At 65.8% G+C, this 19,586-nt stretch carries 19 protein-coding genes; 4 read left to right on the forward strand and 15 right to left on the reverse strand.

Features of this window, described 5'->3' with window-relative positions; all coding sequences use genetic code 11:
* Nucleotides 1–22: 22 nt before the first annotated feature.
* Both BMZ69_RS24165 and BMZ69_RS24170 read left to right on the forward strand, forming a co-directional pair.
* Nucleotides 23–1,411 carry an NAD(P)-binding domain-containing protein gene (locus BMZ69_RS24165; protein WP_092161680.1) on the forward strand — a complete coding sequence of 463 codons (1,389 nt, stop codon included), beginning with the start codon at nt 23–25 and terminating at the stop codon, nt 1,409–1,411.
* Complete coding sequence (locus BMZ69_RS24170; RefSeq protein ID WP_092161681.1) at nt 1,411–2,658, forward strand: MFS transporter; 1,248 nt, start codon at nt 1,411–1,413, stop codon at nt 2,656–2,658. The genes BMZ69_RS24165 and BMZ69_RS24170 overlap by 1 nt, the downstream gene beginning before the upstream one ends.
* Here BMZ69_RS24170 and BMZ69_RS24175 read toward each other — a convergent pair.
* From BMZ69_RS24175 to BMZ69_RS24200, 6 genes are all read right to left on the reverse strand, one after another.
* Entirely contained in the window at nt 2,648–3,952 is a 1,305-nt protein-coding gene (locus tag BMZ69_RS24175; protein WP_092161682.1) for an arsenic transporter, read from the reverse strand. The two genes, BMZ69_RS24170 and BMZ69_RS24175, sit on opposite strands and share 11 nt — an antisense overlap.
* A gap of 77 nt (nt 3,953–4,029) precedes the next feature.
* Nucleotides 4,030–4,761, reverse strand: coding sequence for an arsenical resistance protein ArsH (gene arsH, locus BMZ69_RS24180; RefSeq protein WP_244543511.1), 732 nt, complete (start codon nt 4,759–4,761; stop codon nt 4,030–4,032).
* Entirely contained in the window at nt 4,758–5,171 is a 414-nt protein-coding gene (arsC, locus tag BMZ69_RS24185) for an arsenate reductase (glutaredoxin) (protein WP_092161683.1), read from the reverse strand. The genes arsH and arsC overlap by 4 nt, the downstream gene beginning before the upstream one ends.
* Nucleotides 5,172–5,323: 152 nt before the next feature.
* Nucleotides 5,324–5,671 carry an ArsR/SmtB family transcription factor gene (locus tag BMZ69_RS24190; RefSeq protein WP_092161769.1) on the reverse strand — a complete coding sequence of 116 codons (348 nt, stop codon included), beginning with the start codon at nt 5,669–5,671 and terminating at the stop codon, nt 5,324–5,326.
* 111 nt (nt 5,672–5,782) lie between these two features.
* Nucleotides 5,783–6,679 carry an arsenate reductase/protein-tyrosine-phosphatase family protein gene (locus BMZ69_RS24195; RefSeq protein ID WP_244543512.1) on the reverse strand — a complete coding sequence of 299 codons (897 nt, stop codon included), beginning with the start codon at nt 6,677–6,679 and terminating at the stop codon, nt 5,783–5,785.
* Nucleotides 6,676–7,209, reverse strand: a complete 534-nt coding sequence (locus BMZ69_RS24200) for an arsenate reductase ArsC (protein WP_092161685.1) — start codon at nt 7,207–7,209, stop codon at nt 6,676–6,678. Before BMZ69_RS24200 ends, BMZ69_RS24195 begins: the two co-directional genes overlap by 4 nt.
* A gap of 134 nt (nt 7,210–7,343) precedes the next feature.
* On the opposite strand from BMZ69_RS24200, the gene BMZ69_RS24205 reads away from it, so the two are divergent.
* The gene (locus BMZ69_RS24205; protein ID WP_092161686.1) at nt 7,344–8,387 is read left to right on the forward strand and encodes an ArsJ-associated glyceraldehyde-3-phosphate dehydrogenase; all 1,044 of its coding nucleotides are present in this window, start codon (nt 7,344–7,346) and stop codon (nt 8,385–8,387) included.
* A gap of 4 nt (nt 8,388–8,391) precedes the next feature.
* Nucleotides 8,392–9,648: an organoarsenical effux MFS transporter ArsJ gene (gene arsJ, locus BMZ69_RS24210; RefSeq protein ID WP_092161687.1), complete on the forward strand. Its 1,257-nt coding sequence runs from the start codon at nt 8,392–8,394 to the stop codon at nt 9,646–9,648.
* Here arsJ and BMZ69_RS24215 read toward each other — a convergent pair.
* The 9 genes from BMZ69_RS24215 to BMZ69_RS24255 form a co-directional block, all read right to left on the reverse strand.
* Nucleotides 9,645–10,445: a sulfite exporter TauE/SafE family protein gene (locus tag BMZ69_RS24215; protein WP_092161688.1), complete on the reverse strand. Its 801-nt coding sequence runs from the start codon at nt 10,443–10,445 to the stop codon at nt 9,645–9,647. The genes arsJ and BMZ69_RS24215 overlap by 4 nt on opposite strands.
* 75 nt (nt 10,446–10,520) lie before the next feature.
* Nucleotides 10,521–10,883: a winged helix-turn-helix domain-containing protein gene (locus BMZ69_RS24220; protein ID WP_092161689.1), complete on the reverse strand. Its 363-nt coding sequence runs from the start codon at nt 10,881–10,883 to the stop codon at nt 10,521–10,523.
* An 82-nt stretch (nt 10,884–10,965) separates the two neighbouring features.
* Entirely contained in the window at nt 10,966–11,352 is a 387-nt protein-coding gene (locus BMZ69_RS24225; protein ID WP_092161690.1) for a c-type cytochrome, read from the reverse strand.
* A gap of 26 nt (nt 11,353–11,378) precedes the next feature.
* Nucleotides 11,379–12,638, reverse strand: a complete 1,260-nt coding sequence (glp, locus tag BMZ69_RS24230) for a molybdopterin molybdotransferase MoeA (RefSeq protein WP_092161691.1) — start codon at nt 12,636–12,638, stop codon at nt 11,379–11,381.
* A gap of 70 nt (nt 12,639–12,708) precedes the next feature.
* Nucleotides 12,709–15,171 (reverse strand): arsenate reductase (azurin) large subunit, encoded by a 2,463-nt coding sequence (locus BMZ69_RS24235; RefSeq protein ID WP_092161692.1) that lies wholly within the window; start codon nt 15,169–15,171, stop codon nt 12,709–12,711.
* Between the two features lie 14 nt (nt 15,172–15,185).
* Entirely contained in the window at nt 15,186–15,707 is a 522-nt protein-coding gene (locus tag BMZ69_RS24240) for an arsenate reductase (azurin) small subunit (RefSeq protein WP_092161693.1), read from the reverse strand.
* Nucleotides 15,708–15,878: 171 nt separating this feature from the next.
* Nucleotides 15,879–17,198, reverse strand: coding sequence for a sigma-54-dependent transcriptional regulator (locus BMZ69_RS24245; protein ID WP_092161694.1), 1,320 nt, complete (start codon nt 17,196–17,198; stop codon nt 15,879–15,881).
* Nucleotides 17,188–18,570 (reverse strand): sensor histidine kinase, encoded by a 1,383-nt coding sequence (locus BMZ69_RS24250; RefSeq protein WP_139219168.1) that lies wholly within the window; start codon nt 18,568–18,570, stop codon nt 17,188–17,190. Before BMZ69_RS24250 ends, BMZ69_RS24245 begins: the two co-directional genes overlap by 11 nt.
* A gap of 68 nt (nt 18,571–18,638) precedes the next feature.
* Nucleotides 18,639–19,451, reverse strand: coding sequence for a substrate-binding domain-containing protein (locus BMZ69_RS24255; protein WP_280142129.1), 813 nt, complete (start codon nt 19,449–19,451; stop codon nt 18,639–18,641).
* Nucleotides 19,452–19,586 lie beyond the last annotated feature (135 nt).

A 19,586-nucleotide genomic window follows, 5' to 3' on the forward strand; every position in this document is an offset into this window, starting at 1 on the left:
CGGATTTACAGGAGAGTGTTTGATGAAGACGATCGCAATCATAGGGGCAGGCCCCGTGGGCCTAGCCGCGGCGGCACATGCCATCGAACGCGGGCTGAAGCCGGTCATTCTCGAGCGGGGCCCAGACGTGGGCCACGCCGTCAGGCAATGGGCTCATGTGCCGATGTTCTCACCCTGGGCATTCAACATCGACACCGCCGCCGAACGACTGCTTGCGGCGGCGGGCTGGAACCGGCCTTCGCCCGACGCCTATCCGACTGGCGGCGATCTCCTCTGGCAATATTTGACACCGCTCGCCGAGCGGACCGCACTGGGCGAGGCGATCCATCTCGACGCAGAGGTCGTCGCGGTGTCGCGGCTGGGCTTCGACAAGGTTAAGACTGCCGGCCGCGAGCGGGCGCCGTTCGCCGTGAGGTATCGCAACGGCGCTGGCGAGACGACCGTGCTGGCGGACGCCGTCATCGACACCTCCGGCACGTGGTTCTCGCCGAACCCCGCGGGTGCGGGCGGTTTGCCGGCCATCGGCGAAGAGGAGGCAGCCGGGCGGATCAGCCACGGCATGCCCGATGTTCTGGGCGAGGCCGGAGCTCGCTACGCCGGACGCCGCATCGCCGTCCTGGGCGGCGGGCACTCCGCGATCGGCACGCTGATCGCGCTCGCCGAACTGCAGGACCGCGCGGCCGATACCAGGATCGCCTGGCTCTACCGCGGTCCGCACTTGACCAAGGCATTCGGTGGCGGCGCGGCTGACCAGCTCGCGGCGCGCGGGGAGCTGGGGACACGGGTCGCGCATCTGGTCGAGAGCGGGCGCATCGCCGTCGAGACGGGTTATCTGCTCGACCGGATCGAGACGCATGCGGAGGGGCTGCGACTGATCGCCGACGACGGCCGCACCGTCGCGGCGGAAGAACTCGTCGTCGCCACGGGCTTCCGGCCCGAACTCGGCTTCCTGCGCGAATTGCGCGTTGAACTCGATCCGGCGCTGGAATGTACCCCTGCGCTCGCGCCACTGATCGACCCGAACGAGCACTCCTGTGGAACGGTTCGCCCACATGGCGCGGCCGAGCTCGCCCATCCCGAGCCAGGCTTCTACATCGCTGGCATGAAATCCTACGGCCGCGCGCCGACCTTCCTGCTCGCGACCGGGCACGAGCAGGTCCGCTCGATCGTCGCCGAGATCGCTGGCGATCATGAGGCGGCAAGGCGCGTCGAGCTCGTGCTGCTCGAGACAGGGGTATGCAGCGCGACGCCGGGCGACGCGAAGACGGCGGCGGCCTCGCAGTGCTGCGGCGGGCCGGCTCCTATCGCGGCCGACGCCTGCTGCGCCGACGACGCCAGCGCGAAGGCGGCGGGCAAGACCGGCTGCGGTTGTGGGACGAGCGCTCGCACTGACGAACGCGCGATGGCCTGATGACAACCGCGCCCACCCAGTACCCAGAGGGCGCCGCAAGCGGCGGCCTCGCTCTCATCATCGCGCTCGGCGTCACCCAGGTCGCCGGCTATGGCGCGCTGTACTACGCCTTCGCGGTGCTCGCGCCGGAGATGACCAAGAGCTTCGGCTGGGCTTCGGAATGGACCTACGGCGCCTTTGCGGCCGGGCTGCTAGCCGGTGGCCTGGCCGCGCCCATTGCCGGGAGGCTGATCGATCGTCACGGCACGCACGCAATGATGAGCCTCGGCACGGTCCTGGCTGCGGCTTCGCTGTTTGCGCTGTCGCAAGCGCGCGAGCCAGTGAGCTTCTACGCCGCGATGATCGCGCTCGAGATGGTCTCGACGCTGGTACTCTATGATGCAGCCTTCACAGCGCTGACGCAGGCACATGGACCCGGCGCGCGCCGCGCGATCAGCAAGCTGACGCTGATCGGCGGCTTCGCCTCGACCTTGTTCTGGCCGCTGACGACGGCGCTCCTCGCGAGTTTTGACTGGCGGGCGATCTACCAGATTTATGCGCTGGGCTACCTCCTCATCTGTCTGCCATTGCATGCGCTGCTGCTGCCACGCGCCACCGGGCGAGCCACGGCCAAGGCGTCGCTCGGGGCGGACACGGCCGCTGCGGACGGGTATCTCGCCGGCTCCGCCCGTAGGCGCGCCTTCCTGCTGCTGGCGCTCGCCTTCTCGCTCCAGGGCTTCGTCGTGTCGGCGATGTCGGTGCATATGTTGACCATGCTGCAGGGGCTCGGCCTCAGCGCCGCGCTCGCGGTCGGCATCGGCGCGTTGGTCGGTCCCTCGCAGGTGGCGGGACGGCTTGTCGAGATGCTGTTCGGCACGGATCTCGAGCCGATGACGACGGCGTGGGTCTCGGCGACTCTGATGCCGGCAGGCCTCGCGTTGCTGCTTGTCGGCGGCACGACGGCGACGCTGGCGGGGTTGTTTGCCGTCGCCTATGGCGTCAGCATGGGCTTGAGCTCGATCGTGCGCGGCACCGTGCCGTTGAGGCTGTTCGGGCCTGCCGGATACGGCGCCATGCTCGGCAAGCTCTCCGCGCCGGGACTGGCGATCAAGGCGGCCGCGCCGCTCGCCTTCGCGGTCATGGTCGAGCGCGCGGGGCTCATGCCGAGCACCGTCCTGCTGATCGTCCTGTCCGGCGCAGCGGCGGTCGCGCTCTTCGTCCTGGCCCGCTACTCGATCGACGCGCCGGCGGCACCGCTCACGAGATGAACGGCAGCCAGAGCCAGAGCGCGATCAGCGTCGCCAGCAGAACCGGCGGCGTGATCACGAGACCGATCTTCATGTACTGGGCCCAGGTAATGGTCTGGCCCTTACCGGCCAGCACATGCAGCCAGAGCAGCGTCGCCAGCGAGCCGATCGGCGTGAACTTCGGCCCGAGATCGTTGCCGATGACGTTCGCGTAAAGCATCAGCTCCTTAGTCAGCGGCGCGACGCCGGCGCGGTCGATGGCGAGCGCACCGACCAGCGTCGCGGGCATGTTGTTCATCACCGACGCCAGGATCGCGACGACGAAGCCCGTCCCGACCGTGGCGACGAAGGTACTTTTGTCCGCGAGCCAGATGAGGACGCCGGCCGCGATCTTGGTCAGCCCTGCATTCCCGAGGCCGTAGACCACGAGATACATTCCGATCGAGAACAGCACGATCTGCCAGGGCGCCTCGCGGAGCACCTTGCCGAGCGGAACGACAGCGCCCTTGCTGCCCGCGAACCAGCGCCCAGCCACGGCCATCAGAAGAAGCGCCGCCGCGCCGGTGACGACCGCGATCGGGATGCCGAGCGGTGCGGTGGCGAAATAGGCGACGAGCAGGACGCCGAGCAGCGGGAAGGCGGCGCGGAAGACGGCACGGTCCCTGATCGCGCTTTGTGGCGGCTCCAGCTCCGCGACGGCGTAGCGCTCGGGGATATCCCGGCGGAAATATAGCCAGAGCACGAGCAGGGTCGCCGCCAGCGAAACCAGGTTGACCGGCGCCATGACCGCGGCATACCGGCCGAACGAGACCTGGAAGTAGTTGGCTGTGACGATGTTGACGAGGTTGGAGATCACCAGCGGCAGCGACGTCGTGTCGGCGACGAAGCCGCAGGCGACGATGAAGGCCGTCGCCCCCGCGGGCGGAAAGTTCAGCCTCAGCAGGATGGCCAGTACGATCGGCGTCAGCAGCAGCGCCGCGCCGTCATTGGCGAAGAAGGCCGCGATGACCGCGCCGAGCAGCACGACGAGCGGGAAGAGACGCCGCCCGTCACCGCCGCCCCAGCGCGCCACATGCAATGCAGCCCAGGCGAAGAAGCCGGCCTCGTCGAGGATCAGCGAGATCACGATCAGCGCGACGAAGGTAAAGGTCGCGTCCCAGACAATGTGCCAGACCGTGCCGAGATCGGCCCAGCCGACAACGCCGGCAAGCATGGCGACGACAGCGCCACCAAGCGCCGACCAACCTATGCCGAGCCCTCTCGGCTGCCAGATGACGAGAACGAGCGTGGCCACGAAGATCGCGAGAGCAAGCATGAGGATATCCGACGGAAGTGGTGCCGCGCACGACGAGGCGGTGAGGCAGGAAAAGAATGAGGTTTCGAAGCAGCAGGTCAGATCGCGGCCTGGTTGACCCGCTTCATAAGCGCATCGGCCGTTTCCACCCGCTCGGAGTAGCGATCGGTCAGGTAGCCGGATCGCCCTCGCGTCAGATGGGTGAATTTCACCAGCTCCTCGCAGACATCGACGATGCGGTCGTAGAGCGGCGAGGCTTTCATCCGGCCGGCCTCGTCGAATTCAAGGAAGGCTTTCGGGACCGAGGACTGGTTGGGGATGGTGATCATTCGCATCCAGCGGCCGAGGATGCGCATCTGGTTGACGGCGTTGAAGCTCTGAGACCCGCCGCTGACCTGAATCAGCGCCAGCGTTTTCCCTTGGGTCGGGCGCTGAGCGCCGAGGCTGAGCGGGATCCAGTCGATCTGCGCCTTCATGATCGCGGTCATGGCGCCGTGGCGCTCGGGGCTGACCCAGACCATGCCCTCGGCCCAGTTGGCGAGATCGCGCAGCTCCGCCACCTTGGGATGATCGGGCTCGGCGCCATCGGGGAGCGGCAGCTCGCGCGGGTCGAAGGTCCTGACCTCGCAGCCGAACCAGCGCAACAAGCGCCCGGCCTCTTCTGCGGCGAGCTGCGAATAGGAGCGTTCCCGGATCGAGCCGTAGAGCACGAGGATGCGCGGCGGATGACCTAGGGCATCGCCGCCGGCCAATGCCGGCACGTCGATCGCGCCCAATTGCCCGGCGACCACGTTCGGCATGTCGTTGGCGTCGCGCATCATGGTCGTCATGGCCTGGCGCTCGACGGGCCTACGACCTCGCCGTCCTCCTTAGTGAAGCTCGCGACAGGATGGTCGAGCAGTTCGAGCACGCGTTCCGAAGGTCTACAAAGCCTGACGCCCCTGGCGGTCACGACGATCGGACGATTGATCAGGATGGGATGCGCCATCATCGCATCGACCAGTGCGTCGTCCGTGAGGTTTGTGTCATCGAGACCAAGCTCGGCATAAGGTGTCCCCTTCTCGCGCAGGATGTCGCGAGGCGTGAGTTTTATTGCCGCGAGCAAGCCAACGAGCGTCTCGCGGCTGGGCGGCGTCTTGAGATATTCGATCACGACCGGCTCTTCGCCGGATTGGCGGATCATCTCCAGGGTGTTTCGCGAGGTCCCGCAGGCCGGATTATGATAGATCGTGACGGTCATGATGAACCTTCCAGGTGATGACGGCGGATGACCCGCGGTAGCTGGGTCGCGCCCATGGCAACGGGCCCGAGCGCGCTTAGGCGCATCGGTGATGGTTGGATCGCGGTTGGGATGGACGCCCGGTCGGCGTCAGGGGGCGCGCAGGAGATGCATCAGCACGTCTCCGAAACGCAGGACGGATTGGCCAGCGATAAGAGGTCGCCACAGATGGCGGTATTGCCGCCACAGCAATCCTCGGTGATGAAGCCGAGCAGCCCCCGCATGGCGTCGAAGCTTGCAGCATACAGGATACGCCGACCGTCGCGTCGCGAAGCCACGAGGCCAGATCGCTCCAGCGTCGACAGGTGGAAACTCATTCGAGTCGGCGGGATCTCGAGACGCTCCGCCAGCTCGCCTGACGGCATCCCGTCAGGCCCGGCCTTCACCAGCAGTCGGAAGGCCGCCAGTCGGTCGACATGCGCAAGAGCGGAGAGGGCTGCGACAGCTTGTTCATCGTTCATGAAGTCAATATTGCAACTATCCTTGTAGAGTTCAAGTGTCAGGCTGCGCATTTTTGAGACGCGCCAGCGCCACCGTCGTCGAACAGAAGGCGCTCGGGCTTACGGCAAGGGTCAGGCCGCCTGAGCGAGCGACTTTTCCGTCGCGCCGTCCATTCGGCCGATCGCCGCCAGCACGGGCTGCAGCTCGGCTAGCGACATTTGCTCGAAGGGAAGGTTGACGAAGGCAGTGACACGAGCCGTCAGGTCGCGGTAGCTCTGGAGGAATGCGGCATGCTTGGCCGCTGCCGGCCCAGTCGCCCCTGCCGGATCGTCGAGCCCCCAGTGGACTCGCAGCGGCACACCGGGAAAGGCCGGACATGCGGCTTCCGACGCGTCGTCGCAAACCGTGATGACAAGATCGAGCTCGGGCGCGTTCGGGCCAAGGAATTCCTCCCAGGACTTCGAGCGCATGGCCGCGATGTCGTAGCCGAGATCGTCGAGAAGGCCGAGCGCGATTGGATGCGGCGCCTCCTGCGGGCGGCTCCCCGCCGAAAAGGCTTGGATCCGACCGACGCCTTCCCTGTTGAGGACGGCCTCGGCCATGATCGAGCGCGCCGAATTGCCGGTGCAGACGACGAGCACCCGCAGAGGACGATCGCTGTCGACGTATTCGCGGCGCGCCGGAATCGCGGTCGTTTCGCTCGTGCAGGGCACAACGCCCTCAGTGCAGCAGGTGTCGGACAGGAAGGCCAGCAGGGCGTCAGCACGAGGGGCCTGGGCGGCGAAGATGATGTGGCGCCCCTCGCGCCGCGACGCCAGAAGCCCGACCTGCTCCAGCGCGCCGAGATGCGATGACAGCGTGTTGTGCGCAACGGCGAGCAGCCGGCCGATATCGCCGGCCGCGAGGCCATGGGGCCGGTAGCGCATCAGAAGTCGAAAGATCTCCAGCCTCGTCGGCTGCGCGAGGGCACCCAGCAAGGCGACTGCGTCGGAGGATTCCAGCTTCGATGCTTCCGGCTTTTGCGTCACGCCGCGTCTTCCTTTGGCCCGAGATCACTTCGCCCCATGTCCTTCCCGATCGCGTCGAGCCGGTGCTGGAGGGCCATGCCTTGCAGCGTCGCCAACGGCAAGCTCGAGAAGATCGAGATGCGGTTGTTCAGCATGCGGTAGGCATCCGCGAAGGCGAGCGCCTGCTGGACGTCCTCGCCCTCGAAGGCGGCGGGATCGGGTAGTGTCCATAGCGCCGTCATCGGGTTGCCGGGCCAGGCTGGCGGCACCGCGTTGGCGGCGGTCTCCGACAGCGTGAACACGAAGTCCAGCTCCGGCGAGTCCTGCCCCGCGAATTCGTTCCAGCTCTTCGGCTGCAGTCCCGTCATGTCGTGGTTCAACGACTGAAGCAGTCGAACGACGAAGGGGCTGATTTCAGGCCGCGGCTGCGAGCCGGCACTGAAGACGGTGAATTTGTCACCGGCAAGCCGGCGCATGATGGATTCCGCCATGATCGAGCGCGCGTGGTTGCCCTTGCAGACGAAGAGCACCTTGAGGGGAGCCGTTTCCATGATCGTATCTCGTTATGTCGGTTGATGTCGACATAAATGCTGCATCATCAATATGTCGGAGTCAATCGACATATTGACATATTGCCGTCATCCGGGTGAAGGAGCGTTCGGGATCACCGAACGGAGCAGGGATCATGCGGGTCGGAATCAACGGCATGGGGCGGATCGGGCGCCTGGCGCTGAGGGCGGCGCTCGGCGCGGCCGATCGGCAGGGCGATGATCCGCGCGCAGGCAACCGGCTCGACGTCGTGCATCTCAACGAGATCAAGGGCGGGGCGACGGCTACCGCCCACCTGCTCGAATTCGACAGTATGCAGGGACGGTGGCGCGCGGAAATCGGCCCCGAGGGAGAAGGCGCGATCCGGATCGACGAGCGCCGGATGGGCTTCTCCGCCCTGGCCGCGCCTGAGGATATCCCGTGGGCCGATCTCGGCGTCGATGTCGTGCTGGAATGCACCGGCAAGTTCCTCACGCCGGCGGCGATCGAGGGCCATCTGAAGCGCGGCGCCAAGCGCGTGATCGTGGCCGCTCCGGTGAAGGACGCATCGGTGCTCAACGTGGTCGTGGGCATCAACGAGCACCTCTACGACCCGGCCTCGCATCCAATCGTCACTGCCGCCTCCTGCACGACCAACTGCCTCGCCCCGGTGGTGAAGGTCGTGCACGAGAACCTGCGGATCCGGCACGGCCAGATCACCACGATCCACGACCCGACCAACACCAACGTGGTCGTCGACGCCCCCCACAAGGACCTGCGCCGGGCCCGTTCCGCGATGCTTTCGCTGCAGCCGACGACGACGGGCAGCGCGACAGCGATCGCCCTGATCTACCCGGAGCTCAAAGGCAAGCTCGACGGCCACGCCGTGCGCGCGCCTGTGCTCAACGCCTCGCTTACGGACTGCGTCTTCGAGCTGGAGCGACCGACGACGGCCGCCGAGGTCAACGCGCTGTTCGAGGCGGCAGCCAAGGGGCCGCTCGCCGGCATCCTGGGCTTCGAGGCCCGGCCGCTCGTCTCGATCGACTACCAGCGCGACACGCGCTCCGCGATCGTCGACGGGCTCTCGACGCTCGTCACCGACGGGACGATGCTGAAGGTCTACGCCTGGTACGACAACGAGATGGGCTATGCCTGCCGGATGGTCGATCTCGCCTGCCATCTCGAGCAGGCCGGGGTTTGATCCCGTGACCGAAGGCTCGCGCAACTACGCCATCGTCACCGCGGCCTATTGGGGCTTCACCCTGACCGACGGCGCGCTGCGCATGCTCGTGCTGCTGCACTTCTTCCGGCTGGGCTATTCGCCCTTCACGCTCGCCTTCATGTTTCTGCTCTACGAGGCGGCCGGCATCGCCGCCAATCTGATCGGCGGCTGGCTCGCGGCGCGATATGGCATCACGCGTATGCTGACGGTGGGGCTCTCCACGCAAATCGTCGGCTTTCTCCTGCTCTCGGGCTTGTCTCCGGACTGGACGGCGGCCGCTTCGGTCGCCTGGGTCGTCATGGCTCAAGGCATCTGCGGCGTCGCCAAGGACCTGACCAAGACCGCCTCGAAGTCGGCGATCAAGGTGGCCGAAGCGGCCGCGAAGGCCGAGGACGCAGAAGGCCGGCTGTTCCGCTGGGTCGCCTGGTTCACCGGCTCGAAGAACGCGATGAAGGGCATCGGCTTCTTCCTCGGCGGGCTGCTGCTGGAGGCTCTCGGGTTCAAGGGGGCATTGTGGGCGATGGCCGCTATGCTCGCACTCGTCCTGCTCGGGGTGGTCACCTCGCTGCCGGCGATGATGGGAAAGGCCAAGGCCAGCAAGAGCGCCCGCGAACTCTTCGCCAAGAACCGCGCGGTAAACCTGCTGGCGATCGCGCGCGTCGCGCTGTTCGGGGCGCGGGATGTCTGGTTCGTCGTCGGCGTCCCCGTCTTTCTTTACGCCACTGGCTGGACCTTCACGATGGTCGGCACGTTTCTGGCGCTCTGGACCATCGGCTACGGGCTGGTTCAGGCAGCTGCGCCAGCCTTCATCCGCCGCAGTAGCGACGGGCTATCGAGTGAGGTCCCGGCAGCCCGAATCTGGTCGCTTGGGCTGGCATTCATCCCCTTCACCATCGCGGCGCTTCTCGCCAGTGGGGCCGGTCTGCGGCCCGACCTCGTCCTTGTCGCGGGCCTAAGCCTGTTCGGGTTCGCCTTCGCGGTGAACTCCTCCGTCCACTCCTACCTGATTCTCGCGTATGCCGGCTCGGAAAAGTCGGCCGAAGACGTCGGCTTCTACTACGCCGCCAATGCGCTGGGCCGCTTCACCGGCACCCTGCTCTCGGGGCTGCTCTATCAGGCGGGAGGGCTATATGCGTGCCTGATCGGGTCCGGGGTAATGTTGGGAGCGTGCTTCATCGCGACGATGGCGCTGCCGGGGCGCAAAGAGCAATATGCACTCCGGGACCAAGTCCACCTCTAGTGGCGCCAGATCTTGACTGCAGACACCAGCAGGATGATGGCGAGGACCGGCAACAGGACTTCATTGGAAACCAGCCCCAGCAGTTGCGCCCCGATGAACGCGCCAAGGATCGACCCGGCCGCCATCACCATGACGAAACCGCGGTTGGTCGAAAGCGCGGCGAAGCTGCGGTCTGAACTATAGCGCGCGAAACCGACCAGCATGGTCGGGAGGCTGACGACAAGCGAAAGGCTACCTGCCAACTTGATGTCGGCACCGTAGAGCAGCACCAGTGTGGGGATCAGCAATTCACCCCCCGCAACGCCCAGGAGCGATGCGACGACCCCGATGGCGAAGCCTGCCGCAACACCGGCGACGAGGAGTGCGACACCGGTCAGCGCGGGTTCGCGCCCGTCGGTCCCGTGCCCCAATACGAGCGTCAACGCGACCCCGACTAGCAGGACTGCGATGACCCGGTAGAGGGTTGGCGTCGATAGTCGCGTTGCCCAACCTGCGCCGGTCCAAGCGCCCACGAGGCTGCCTGCAAGTAGGTTTAGAACCACCGGCCATGATCCGGTGATGTCCGCCAGGGACACAACAGAACTGCGGAAGGGGAGCGCGGCTGCGACGACGACCAGACTGGTTGCCTTGTTTAAGATAACCGCTTCCAGCCCCGCAAAGCCGAACACCGCAATCAGCAGCGGGAGGCGAAACTCCGCTCCGCCGAGCCCGATCAGACCGCCGACGCAACCGATCAAGGCTCCGCCGACGAAAGCGTAAGAGGCCTTACGGCCACTCGGCGCCGAGATTTCCGTCATGGGTGGGCAGCCTCTATCGATATAGCGCAATGGCTATATCGATAGAGGCTCTAATGCGACAGGTGTCAACGGGTTTCAGTCGTTTGCTTGAGGTGAAGTCGCCAGTGCCGTGATGCGTTCCAGGTCCTGCGCCGTAGCGTCGAGGGCTGCCCGTTCCATGTGGCGATAGAGGGCGAGAACCTCAGCGCCGGTTGGAGTCAACTTCGCGCCCCCGCCTGCCTTGCCTCCCTTTGTCGAAACGATGAGAGGCTCGACGAAAGACGTGTTGAGCGTATCAATCAGGTACCAAGCGCGCTTATAGCTCATGCCCATCGCGCGCCCGGCAGCGGCGATTGAGCCCGTTTCCGACACCCCTTGAAGGAGCGCGGCCTTTCCAGGCCCGAATAGCGTTTCGGATGTAAGGCTCAGGCGAAGGTTGAGATGAGGATAGACTCGCATCCTCCCAACCTGCCGGTTACCGCAAATCGACTCAAGCGCGCCGCTGCAGCCCTAGCGCCTTCGGCCTCCAGCGCGCGAGCAGCTACGAGCCTTTCTTTCCGTCCGCCGCGAACTGCTTGAGGAAGGCCGTCAGGTCCTTGATCTCCTGCTCGCTCTTGATCCCGGCGAAGACCATCTTGGTGCCGGGGATCTTGGCCTTGGGATCCTTGATGTAGTCCCCGAAGACAGCCTCATCCCAGGTAATGCCGGAGTTCTTGTTGGCCGCCGAGTAGCTGTACCCCTCTACCGCGCCGGAGTGCCGCCCGATCAGGCCGTTGAGCTGCGGCCCGACGCCGTTCTTGGCGGTCTCGCCGACCTGATGGCACGCTCGGCACTTGTTCCAGGATCTTTCGCCGGCTGAGATGTCCTGTGCGATGGCACCGGTCGCCGAAACGGCGGCGAAGGCAAGTGCAGGCCAGACGGATTTCATATCTTCGATGCTCCCCATGGGCTGGATCAGACGACAAAGCCGTCGCGGAAAGGGTGGAAGAGGACCGTATCGCCCGGCAGGACGCCGGCATTGTCCGTCGCGATCTCGGCAAGTCCGTCGGCTTGGACGAGCGGTCTCAGCCGAGCCGACCCGCCGCGCCCGAGAATTTCGACGCCACCGTCCTCCGACAGACGGGCGGGCGCGAATTCGGCGCGTCCTGGACGGCGGTCGAAGTGGGATCGGCTCGTCATCGGGCAGCCCAGGCGTTGTCTCGGAGCCCGGCCTTCCAGGGCGCTCACCATGGCGTGGCCGAGGATGAGCCAGGACACCAGGCTAGATACGGGGTTGCCCGGCAGACCGAGATAGGCCGCCGCCCCGATCGCGCCGACGACCGCGGGCTTTCCCGGCTTCAGCGCGATCTTGAGCGTCTCGCCCCGGCCTCCTGCCCGATCGAGAGCGGACAGCGCGTGATCCTCCTCGCCGGCCGATGCGCCGCCGCTGGTGAGAACGAGATCCACCCTCCCGGCGAGTTCCCTCATGCGGGCGGCGAGCCGCTCCGCATCGTCGGGCACCCAGCCGCCGTCGATCGCGATCAGCCCCGCCTGGGCGATCAGCGCGAGCAGCATCGGCCTGTTGGAATCGTAGATCGCGGCGGCTCCGAGGCCGGCGCCGGCTTGTCTCAGCTCGTCGCCGGTCGAGATCACGGCGACGCGCGCACGGACAAGCACGCCGACGCGCGCGATTCCCTGCGCCGCCAGCAATGCGATGTGACGGGCGTCGAGCCGCTCGCCGGTACCGAAGAGCGGCTCGAACGGCTCGATGTCCTCGCCGCGATACCGCACGTTGTCGCCGGCTCTGATCGGCCGGCGAAGGATGATCGCGCTGCCCTCGCGCTCGACATGCTCCTGCATGATGACGGCATCGGCGCCCTCAGGCAGCGGGGCTCCGGTGAAGAGCCGTGAAGCCTTCCCCTGTCCCAGGCGCTTCCCGACCGAGCCGGCGGCGATCCGTTCGACGACCTCCAGACGTGCGCCGGAATGGATGCCGTCGCCTGCGGCAAGGGCATAGCCGTCCATGGCGGATTGCGAAAAGGGCGGCATGGCCAACTCGGCCGCGACCGGCGCCGCCAACGTACGGCCGAGGGCCTCGAAGACAGACACCGTTTCGGCCGCTCGCAACGGCGTGGCATAGGACGCCGCACGCCTGCAGGCGTCCGGAACCGGTAGAAGGGCCTTTTGGCGCCCCATGTCTTGCTCGGGAGCGCGCGAGGCAATCGTGATCGTCATCGATGGGCCTGTCGGGCTGGGAGCGGGATGGACGCGGCCGCTCGCATGCGAGCGGCCGTCGCGTGGCCGGTCAGACGGCGTATTCCTGGCTCTTGAAGGACAGGTGCCTGGTTCCCTCGGGGGCGTTGGAAATCTTTCGGATATTGCCCCAGGTCTGCTTGTAGTTCGGGACGATGAACTCGTTGACGCCCGCCGACACCACGTTGCCCTGCACGCCGGTCGGGAAGCCGAAAAGCATGAAGGCCTGCTTTCGCTTCGCCGAGGGCGTGGGGTAGGCCATCGCCTGCGTCGAGCCGTTGTCGTTGAACACCTCGACGAGGTCGCCCTGCTTCAGGCCGAGCTCCGCCATGTCGTCCGGATTCAGGTCGATGAAGGGATAGGGCAGGCGATCCGTGACGAAATCGTCCTGCCTGTCGAGATAGGCACTTTGCCAGACGAGGTTGGCGCGGCCGTTGTTGATCAGGAAGGCGAACTTGTCCTTCTCGGCCTGCTTGCCGGCGGATTGGAGACCGCGCCATTGCGTTTCCATGAAGGTCGCCTTGCCGTCCTTTCCACCGAACTTGCCGTCTGCGAAAAGGCGCTTGGTGCCGACGATCCGGCCGTCTGCGAAACCGGTGGCGGGCTCCTGAAAGCCGTTGGTGCCCATCGCCTTCAGCCTCTCATAGGTGACGTGCTCCCCGCCCTTCTCGTGCTTGGCGTAGCCGTCCATGAAGGCGTCTTCCTCGGTCTTCCAGTCGAAGCCTTTGAAATTGTCGGCGACTTGCGCCATGCCCATCTCGCGATAGACCCGTTCCATGTGATTGGCGATGCGCGCCGCGATCAGACAGTCCGGCATCGAGCGGCCGGGCGGATCCATGTAGCGCTCGACGAGCCGCATGCGGCGCTCGCCGTTCATCGAGGTCAGGTTCATCTCTCCCGACGTCGCGGCCGGCAGCCAGACATGGGCGGCCTGGCCGATCTGCGTCGGCACGATGTCGACGTCGACCGAGAACAACCCGCCCTTTTTGATGGCGCCGACGATCGCCGTGACCAGCGCGGCGCGGTCGCCGAACGGCACCGAATCCATCGCCTCCTTCACCATGTCCGTGCGCTTCTTGTAGGTGCGCTTGAACTGGTGGGCGTTGAGCGTGGTCTTGTAGTGGTCGCAGCCCCAGATGTGGTGGACGCCGCCCTTGCCCTCGATGAGGAGCTTGTCGACATAGGCGGCCGGACGGCCGACATGGGCGTCGGACGGCCGGGCGTAGCCCTCCTGATGGCCCCCGAGGCGCACGCAACCGCCGCCGGGCCGGCCGATATTGCCGGTGGCGAGCGCGACGTTCACCAGCGCGCCGTTGGTGCGGTAATTGTCGTTGCCCCAGATCAGGCCCTTCTCATAGGCGAACATCGTGCGGCGGCGGGCATTGCCCTCCTTCGGCATCGCGATCCATTCCGCCGACTGCCGGATCTGGTCGACCGTCAGTCCGGTCAGGGCGGCCGCCTGCTGGAGCGTGGTCCTGTTGGCGGCGGCCATCTTGTCGAAGCCGTTCGTGGACGCCGCGATCAGCGCCTTGTCCGTCCAGCCCTTCTCGGCGATGTAGGTCATCCAGGCGTTGAAGAGCGCGAGATCCGTGCCCGAGTTGATGGCCAGGTGCATCACGTTGTCCTTGCCCGCCTCGACCTCGCAGGCATTCACCGTGACGGTGCGGCGCGGATCGACGATGACGATGCGGGCGGCGGCGTGGGGCTCGTTCGGGAGCTCGGCCTTCTTCTTGTCGATCGAGGTTCCCCGCAGGTTCGGCACCCAGTGATTGAGGAAGTAGTTGGTCTGGGTCTCCAGTGAGTTCGCGCCGACCATCACGATCGTGTCCGCGAGCTGGGCGTCCTCGTAGCAGTTGTTGAGCTCGCCGACGCCCATGTCCCGGGTGGCGTGGACCTCGGAGTTGTAGGCGGGCCGGTTGTGGATCCTGATGTTCTTCACCTTCATGGCGCCGAAATAGAGTTTCCCGGTACCCCAGGTGTTCTCGTAGCCGCCGCCGGCACCGCCATGGTCGTAGGCGGAGACGAAGAGCCCGTCCTCGCCCTGCTCCTTGACTACCTGGCAGGTGACGCGGGCGACGAGGTCCAGAGCGTCGTCCCAGGAGGTCGGAGACATCGCGCCGTAGCGCCAGACCATCGGGTCCGTCAGGCGCTGCGCCTGCGTCGAGCGCGCCTCGGAGAAGGAGGTCTCCGCCATCCGGGCGCCGCGAACCGAACCGAGGCCCGAATTCACCGTGCAGTTCTTGTCCGGCATGATCACGAGGTGGACGTCCTTACCGCCCTGTTTGACGATGTTGTACATCGAGGGCGAGTACCAGGCGGCGCTGTTGGCGCCCTCCTGCTTTGACAGGTCGGCCTTGAACTTGTTCTGGCTCGGGTCAGTGCCGCCCTGCTTGTTGATGTCCCAGGTGTAGGCCTTGTAGCCGCAGCCGACGATGCAGAAGTGGCAGGTGACGTTGTGCTCCTTGGCGTCCGCTGGGACGATCGGGAGGCGGTCGATCTGGCGCTTGTAGGTCATGGTCGATCCTCCGCTCAGAGCACGTTGGACAGGCGGCCGTAGAGGAGCTCGTCGAGCCCCTCCGCCACGATGTCGCCGTTGGTTTCGACGCGAAGCGCGTATTGCGGGAGGTTCTGGGTCGCCTGGCCCCAGATCTGCTGCCCACCGGCCTCGCAGTCGAAGCGCGAGTAGTGGCCAGGACAGTTCAGCGTCTTGTCCCCCGCATTGAAAGCCAATGGGTAGCCCTTGTGCGGGCAAAGCGTGGCAAAGCCCACGATGTCACCATCCGGGCCGACGCCACCGGGAACGCGCTTGCCGAGCTTGATCAGGACGCCCGGCGCGTCCGCGTCGGGATACGAGACGTCCTTGGGCTCGTTGACCTTCAGCTCCGAGACGGTCCCGAGGCGGTTGATCGGATAATCGACGCGTGCGGACGCAGGCTTGGCCTGAGCCGTTCCCGGGACCATCGTGGTCGCCGCGGCGCCCGCTGCGGCGATGCCGGCTCCCGACAGGAACCGGCGTCGGCCGATGTCGACCATCAGATCGCACTTCTTCATTGGGAATCCTCCAGACCTGCTTCTTCTGAGCCGGCGCTGGAGGACTGCAGATCACGTGCCGATCGAGCTTCGTTTTAGAAATGTTTTAATTTCAATGACATGGGCTATTGGCGCCTATCCGGATGTTCGGAACTCCGAACATGCTGCGAGCGCGAACGTCCGGCTTTCCGGTCATGCCGAGGGTGTCGGAATCCCGTGTCGCTTCATCTTCTCCCACAATGTCGTACGCGAGATTCCCAGGGCCTTGGCCGTCGCCTGCATGGCTCCGCCGCTCTCCGCCAGCACCCGGATGATGTGCCGGCGCTCTGCCTCGTCGCGTACGCCATCCAGTCCCTCGCGCATTCCTGACGGCAATGTCGGCGCCATGTCGGGGAAGAGATCGCCGGGCATCAACAGAGGCCCGTCGCCGAGAGCGATCCCCCGCTCCACGCGGTTTCTCAGTTCACGCACATTCCCCGGCCAGCTATGGGCGAGCGCGGCCTCGAGCGCCAAGGCGCTGAGGCCGTGGATGCGATCCCCGGCTTGTTCCTCACGCTCCAAGACGAACCGGTCAATAAGCCAGACGATGTCTTCGCCACGGTCGCGGAGCGGCGGCAATGGCACGTTCACGACGTTGATGCGGTAGAGGAGGTCCTCGCGGAACGTGCCCGCCCTCACCTTCGCGGGGAGGTCCGCATTGGTCGCGCAGACGATGCGGGCCTTGAAGGTCTGGGGTAGCTCGCCGCCGACGCGGGTGAACGTCCGGTCCTCCAGGAGACGGAGAAGCTTGGCCTGCAGCCGTGGGGCGAGATCGCCGATCTCGTCGAGGAAGAGCGTGCCCGTGCCGGCGCGCTCGGCGTATCCCAAGTGACGTCCTTGCGCTCCGGTGAAGGCGCCCTTCTCGTGGCCGAAGAGTTCGCTTTCCATGAGCTCTGCAGGGATTGCCGCACAGTTGACTGCCATGAAGGGACCGGCATCGCGTCCACGCGAGGCGTGGAGGAGGCGGGCGCAGACTTCCTTGCCGCTTCCCGTCTCGCCGGTCAGCAGGACCGGTGCGCTGACCTTGGCCAGACGAACGAGCGTCCGTTCGACCGCGCGGATGGCAGCGGAGACGCCCAGAATGCCGTGATCATCGCCCTCGAGCGGGTCGGCGAGCGCCTCCAGGCGCTCGAGGAAGGCTGTCATGTCGAACGGCTTCGTGACGTAGTCGCCCGCCCCGCAGCGCATCAGGCGTACGGCCTGGTCGATCTCGCCATAGGCGGTCATGAAGAGGAACGGCGGCGCGCCTTCGGACTTGACGGCTTCGGCGAAGATGTCCTCGCCGGACCCGTCCGGCAGCTTCAGGTCGCAGACCACGGCATGGTGCCGGCGGCGCGCAAGTCCCGTCACGGCATCGGACTTCGTGCGCCACCAGCTGACCTGGGCACCTTCGAGCATCAGGCGCTGGACCAGCGACTCTCCCATGATGGGATCGTCCTCAATGACCCCAATGGCCCGGCGTTCAAGCGACATCGCGCATCTCCACCACAGCCACCAGCGGGATGATGACGCGCACGAGGGCGCCACCGATGGGAGACGTCTCGACGGCGATGCGGCCGCCGAGATCGTGCACGAGGCGCCGTGTCATCCAGAGCCCCAGGCCACTGCCGTCACCCGATGAAACGGACTTGCCGACACCGTCGAGCACCGCCCGGGCTTCAGGGCTTAGGCCAGGGCCCTGATCGTGTACGGACAGATCAAGCTGATCGCCTGATGCCGACACCCCGAAATGCAGCCGAGCTCCCGATGGCGAGGCCTGCAAGGCGTTCAGAAGAAGGTTCAGGGCGATTTGGCGCACGGCTGAGGCGGGCACTGGCAGGTCCCTCTCGATCACGTTGCTCCAGTCGAGCGTCAATGCGCGACGCGCTATCTCTGGCGCTAGCAGAAGCTTCAGGTCGTCCAGGTCGGCAGCGCTGAGGTTCCGCGGATCTCGGTCGGCGCGGTAAGTGGCGAGCGTGGCGCGGACGACATCGCGGATGCCCCTCAGGCCCCTCTCGATCAGGTCGAGCGAAGCGTTGCGCACGGCAGGCTTTTCGCCGTGCCGCTTGATCGTGTCGATGGCGTTGAAGAGCCCACCGAGCGGGTTGTTGATCTCATGGGCCATCCCGGACGCCAGACGCCCGAGGCTTGCCAAGCGCTCCTCGTTCGCCAGTTCCTTTGCAATCGCCTCGCGGTCGTTGACGGCGTCTGCCATGACATTGAACCGCCGGAAAAGGCGGCGGAATTCGTAAGTCGCCCCCTGAACCTCGGAAGCGGGAATGGGCTGGACAGCGCCTGCGACACCGAGATCGAGATGGCGGGAGAGCGTACGCAGGGGTCCGAGCATCCGCCGGATGATCCAGTAGCCGACGGCCGCCAGAAGGACTGCGATCGCCGCGTTCGTCCAGAGCAGGGTTCGCAGGACGTCCTCCCGCTCTCGCAACAGGTGGCGGACGTCGTAGTCGACGTAGATCGAGCCGATGCGCCGATCCTGGTAGACAAGGGCGCGACGAGCGTAGGCTCTCGCGCTCGCGCCATTCACGATCAACGTGCTCTCGCCCTGGAAGGCCTTCTCCCTGTCGGCCTGCCGGCTCAGCACAGGGGTCTGCTTCGGATCGCTGGCGGCGATGGTCCGCCCATTCGTGTCCACGACGACGATCGTTGCGCGGCCGAAGCCGCCTTCGAGGCTGGCGCCACGGTCGATGGTGTCGAAGACCTCCCAGTTGTCGTCCCTCAAGACATGAGGGACCAGCGCGGCGGCGAGGCCGTTCAGGTAGATCGTCGACATCGCAGCCAGGTGGCGTTCCTGCGTTTCGCGCAATCGGGAAAGAACCGCGTTCGTCATGATGCCGCTGACGACGAGCATGAAGGTCGCCACAAGAAGGGGAGCCTTGAAAGCGAGCGGCCATTGCCGCGGATCGAGTGAGGATGCCTTCACCCCGAGGCCCTCACGAGATCGACCCGCCGGGCGATGCTATCGAAAAGCGAGGACTCGCCGTTTGCGAAGCCGTCCAGCCTGAGAAGGCTGAGGACGTCGCGACCGACAGGATCGTGCGGCATCGCGAACAGGGCCCTGCGAAGCTTCGCGATCCCTTCGGTCGCGGCGTTGTTTGCCGCGGTCGCGATCGGCGGGAACCCCATCCAGTCCGACCGCCACGCCGGAACGGTTTTGCGCGTGAGCTCGGCCTCCGTCTCGGTCATGACCTCCCAGACGTACCCGTCGACACTGCCGGATTGAGCGAGACCTGTCGCTACGGCCCGGACGACGTTACGATGGCCGTACGTGAAGAATGTCCGTAGGAAGAAATCCTGCGGTTTGACCCTCTGCTCAGCCAAGAGCGCGCGCGTCACTAGATAGCCGGAGTTGGAATCCGGGTCTGAGAACGCGTGGATGTCGCCACGCAGATCATTTATGGTGGACGCCTCTCGCCCGTCCGCTACGATGAGGTAGCTTTGATAGGTCATTCGGCCCCGCCAAATCGGCACGGCGACGAGTTCGAGTTCCTGGCGATAGGCGACGAAGGGGAAACCGCAGATCCAGGCGGCATCGAGAAGCCCCGAAACGAGCTGAGACGTGATCTCTTGGTAGGTGCGCTTGAGGACGAGCTGCACCTCGGTTCCCATCGAGAAGCTCAGGTATTTCTGAAGCGCCTCAAGCAGCTCCAGGTCAGAACTCAGGAAAACAGGCGTAAGCCCGAAACGAAAGGGCTGGGCACCGCGTACGTGAGGAGGGGCAGCGAGTGCCACAGTACCGGCGAGGCCCGCAAGCAACGCTCTACGCGAGGCTATGAAGGTCGGTGATCCCGTTAGCCGGTTCGAACCGACTGGCACTCACAATCTCCCCTAACCGCTTTGTATTTTCTTTGCAGTCTGGGCCGGCGC

Source organism: Allobosea sp. CRIB-10 (assembly GCF_900112185.1).
Taxonomy (GTDB): Bacteria; Pseudomonadota; Alphaproteobacteria; order Rhizobiales; family Beijerinckiaceae; genus Allobosea.

Bases quoted from the DNA above. Each gene is read 5' to 3' on its own strand.
- BMZ69_RS24165 (WP_092161680.1), top strand. From the start codon at position 23: ATGAAGACGATCGCAATCATAGGGGCAGGCCCCGTGGGCCTAGCCGCG.
- BMZ69_RS24170 (WP_092161681.1), top strand. From the start codon at position 1,411: ATGACAACCGCGCCCACCCAGTACCCAGAGGGCGCCGCAAGCGGCGGC.
- BMZ69_RS24175 (WP_092161682.1), bottom strand. From the start codon at position 3,952: ATGCTTGCTCTCGCGATCTTCGTGGCCACGCTCGTTCTCGTCATCTGG.
- arsH (WP_244543511.1), bottom strand. From the start codon at position 4,761: ATGACGACCATGATGCGCGACGCCAACGACATGCCGAACGTGGTCGCC.
- arsC (WP_092161683.1), bottom strand. From the start codon at position 5,171: ATGACCGTCACGATCTATCATAATCCGGCCTGCGGGACCTCGCGAAAC.
- BMZ69_RS24190 (WP_092161769.1), bottom strand. From the start codon at position 5,671: ATGAACGATGAACAAGCTGTCGCAGCCCTCTCCGCTCTTGCGCATGTC.
- BMZ69_RS24200 (WP_092161685.1), bottom strand. From the start codon at position 7,209: ATGGAAACGGCTCCCCTCAAGGTGCTCTTCGTCTGCAAGGGCAACCAC.
- BMZ69_RS24205 (WP_092161686.1), top strand. From the start codon at position 7,344: ATGCGGGTCGGAATCAACGGCATGGGGCGGATCGGGCGCCTGGCGCTG.
- BMZ69_RS24215 (WP_092161688.1), bottom strand. From the start codon at position 10,445: ATGACGGAAATCTCGGCGCCGAGTGGCCGTAAGGCCTCTTACGCTTTC.
- BMZ69_RS24220 (WP_092161689.1), bottom strand. From the start codon at position 10,883: ATGCGAGTCTATCCTCATCTCAACCTTCGCCTGAGCCTTACATCCGAA.
- BMZ69_RS24225 (WP_092161690.1), bottom strand. From the start codon at position 11,352: ATGAAATCCGTCTGGCCTGCACTTGCCTTCGCCGCCGTTTCGGCGACC.
- glp (WP_092161691.1), bottom strand. From the start codon at position 12,638: ATGACGATCACGATTGCCTCGCGCGCTCCCGAGCAAGACATGGGGCGC.
- BMZ69_RS24235 (WP_092161692.1), bottom strand. From the start codon at position 15,171: ATGACCTACAAGCGCCAGATCGACCGCCTCCCGATCGTCCCAGCGGAC.
- BMZ69_RS24240 (WP_092161693.1), bottom strand. From the start codon at position 15,707: ATGAAGAAGTGCGATCTGATGGTCGACATCGGCCGACGCCGGTTCCTG.
- BMZ69_RS24245 (WP_092161694.1), bottom strand. From the start codon at position 17,198: ATGTCGCTTGAACGCCGGGCCATTGGGGTCATTGAGGACGATCCCATC.
- BMZ69_RS24250 (WP_139219168.1), bottom strand. From the start codon at position 18,570: ATGCTCGTCGTCAGCGGCATCATGACGAACGCGGTTCTTTCCCGATTG.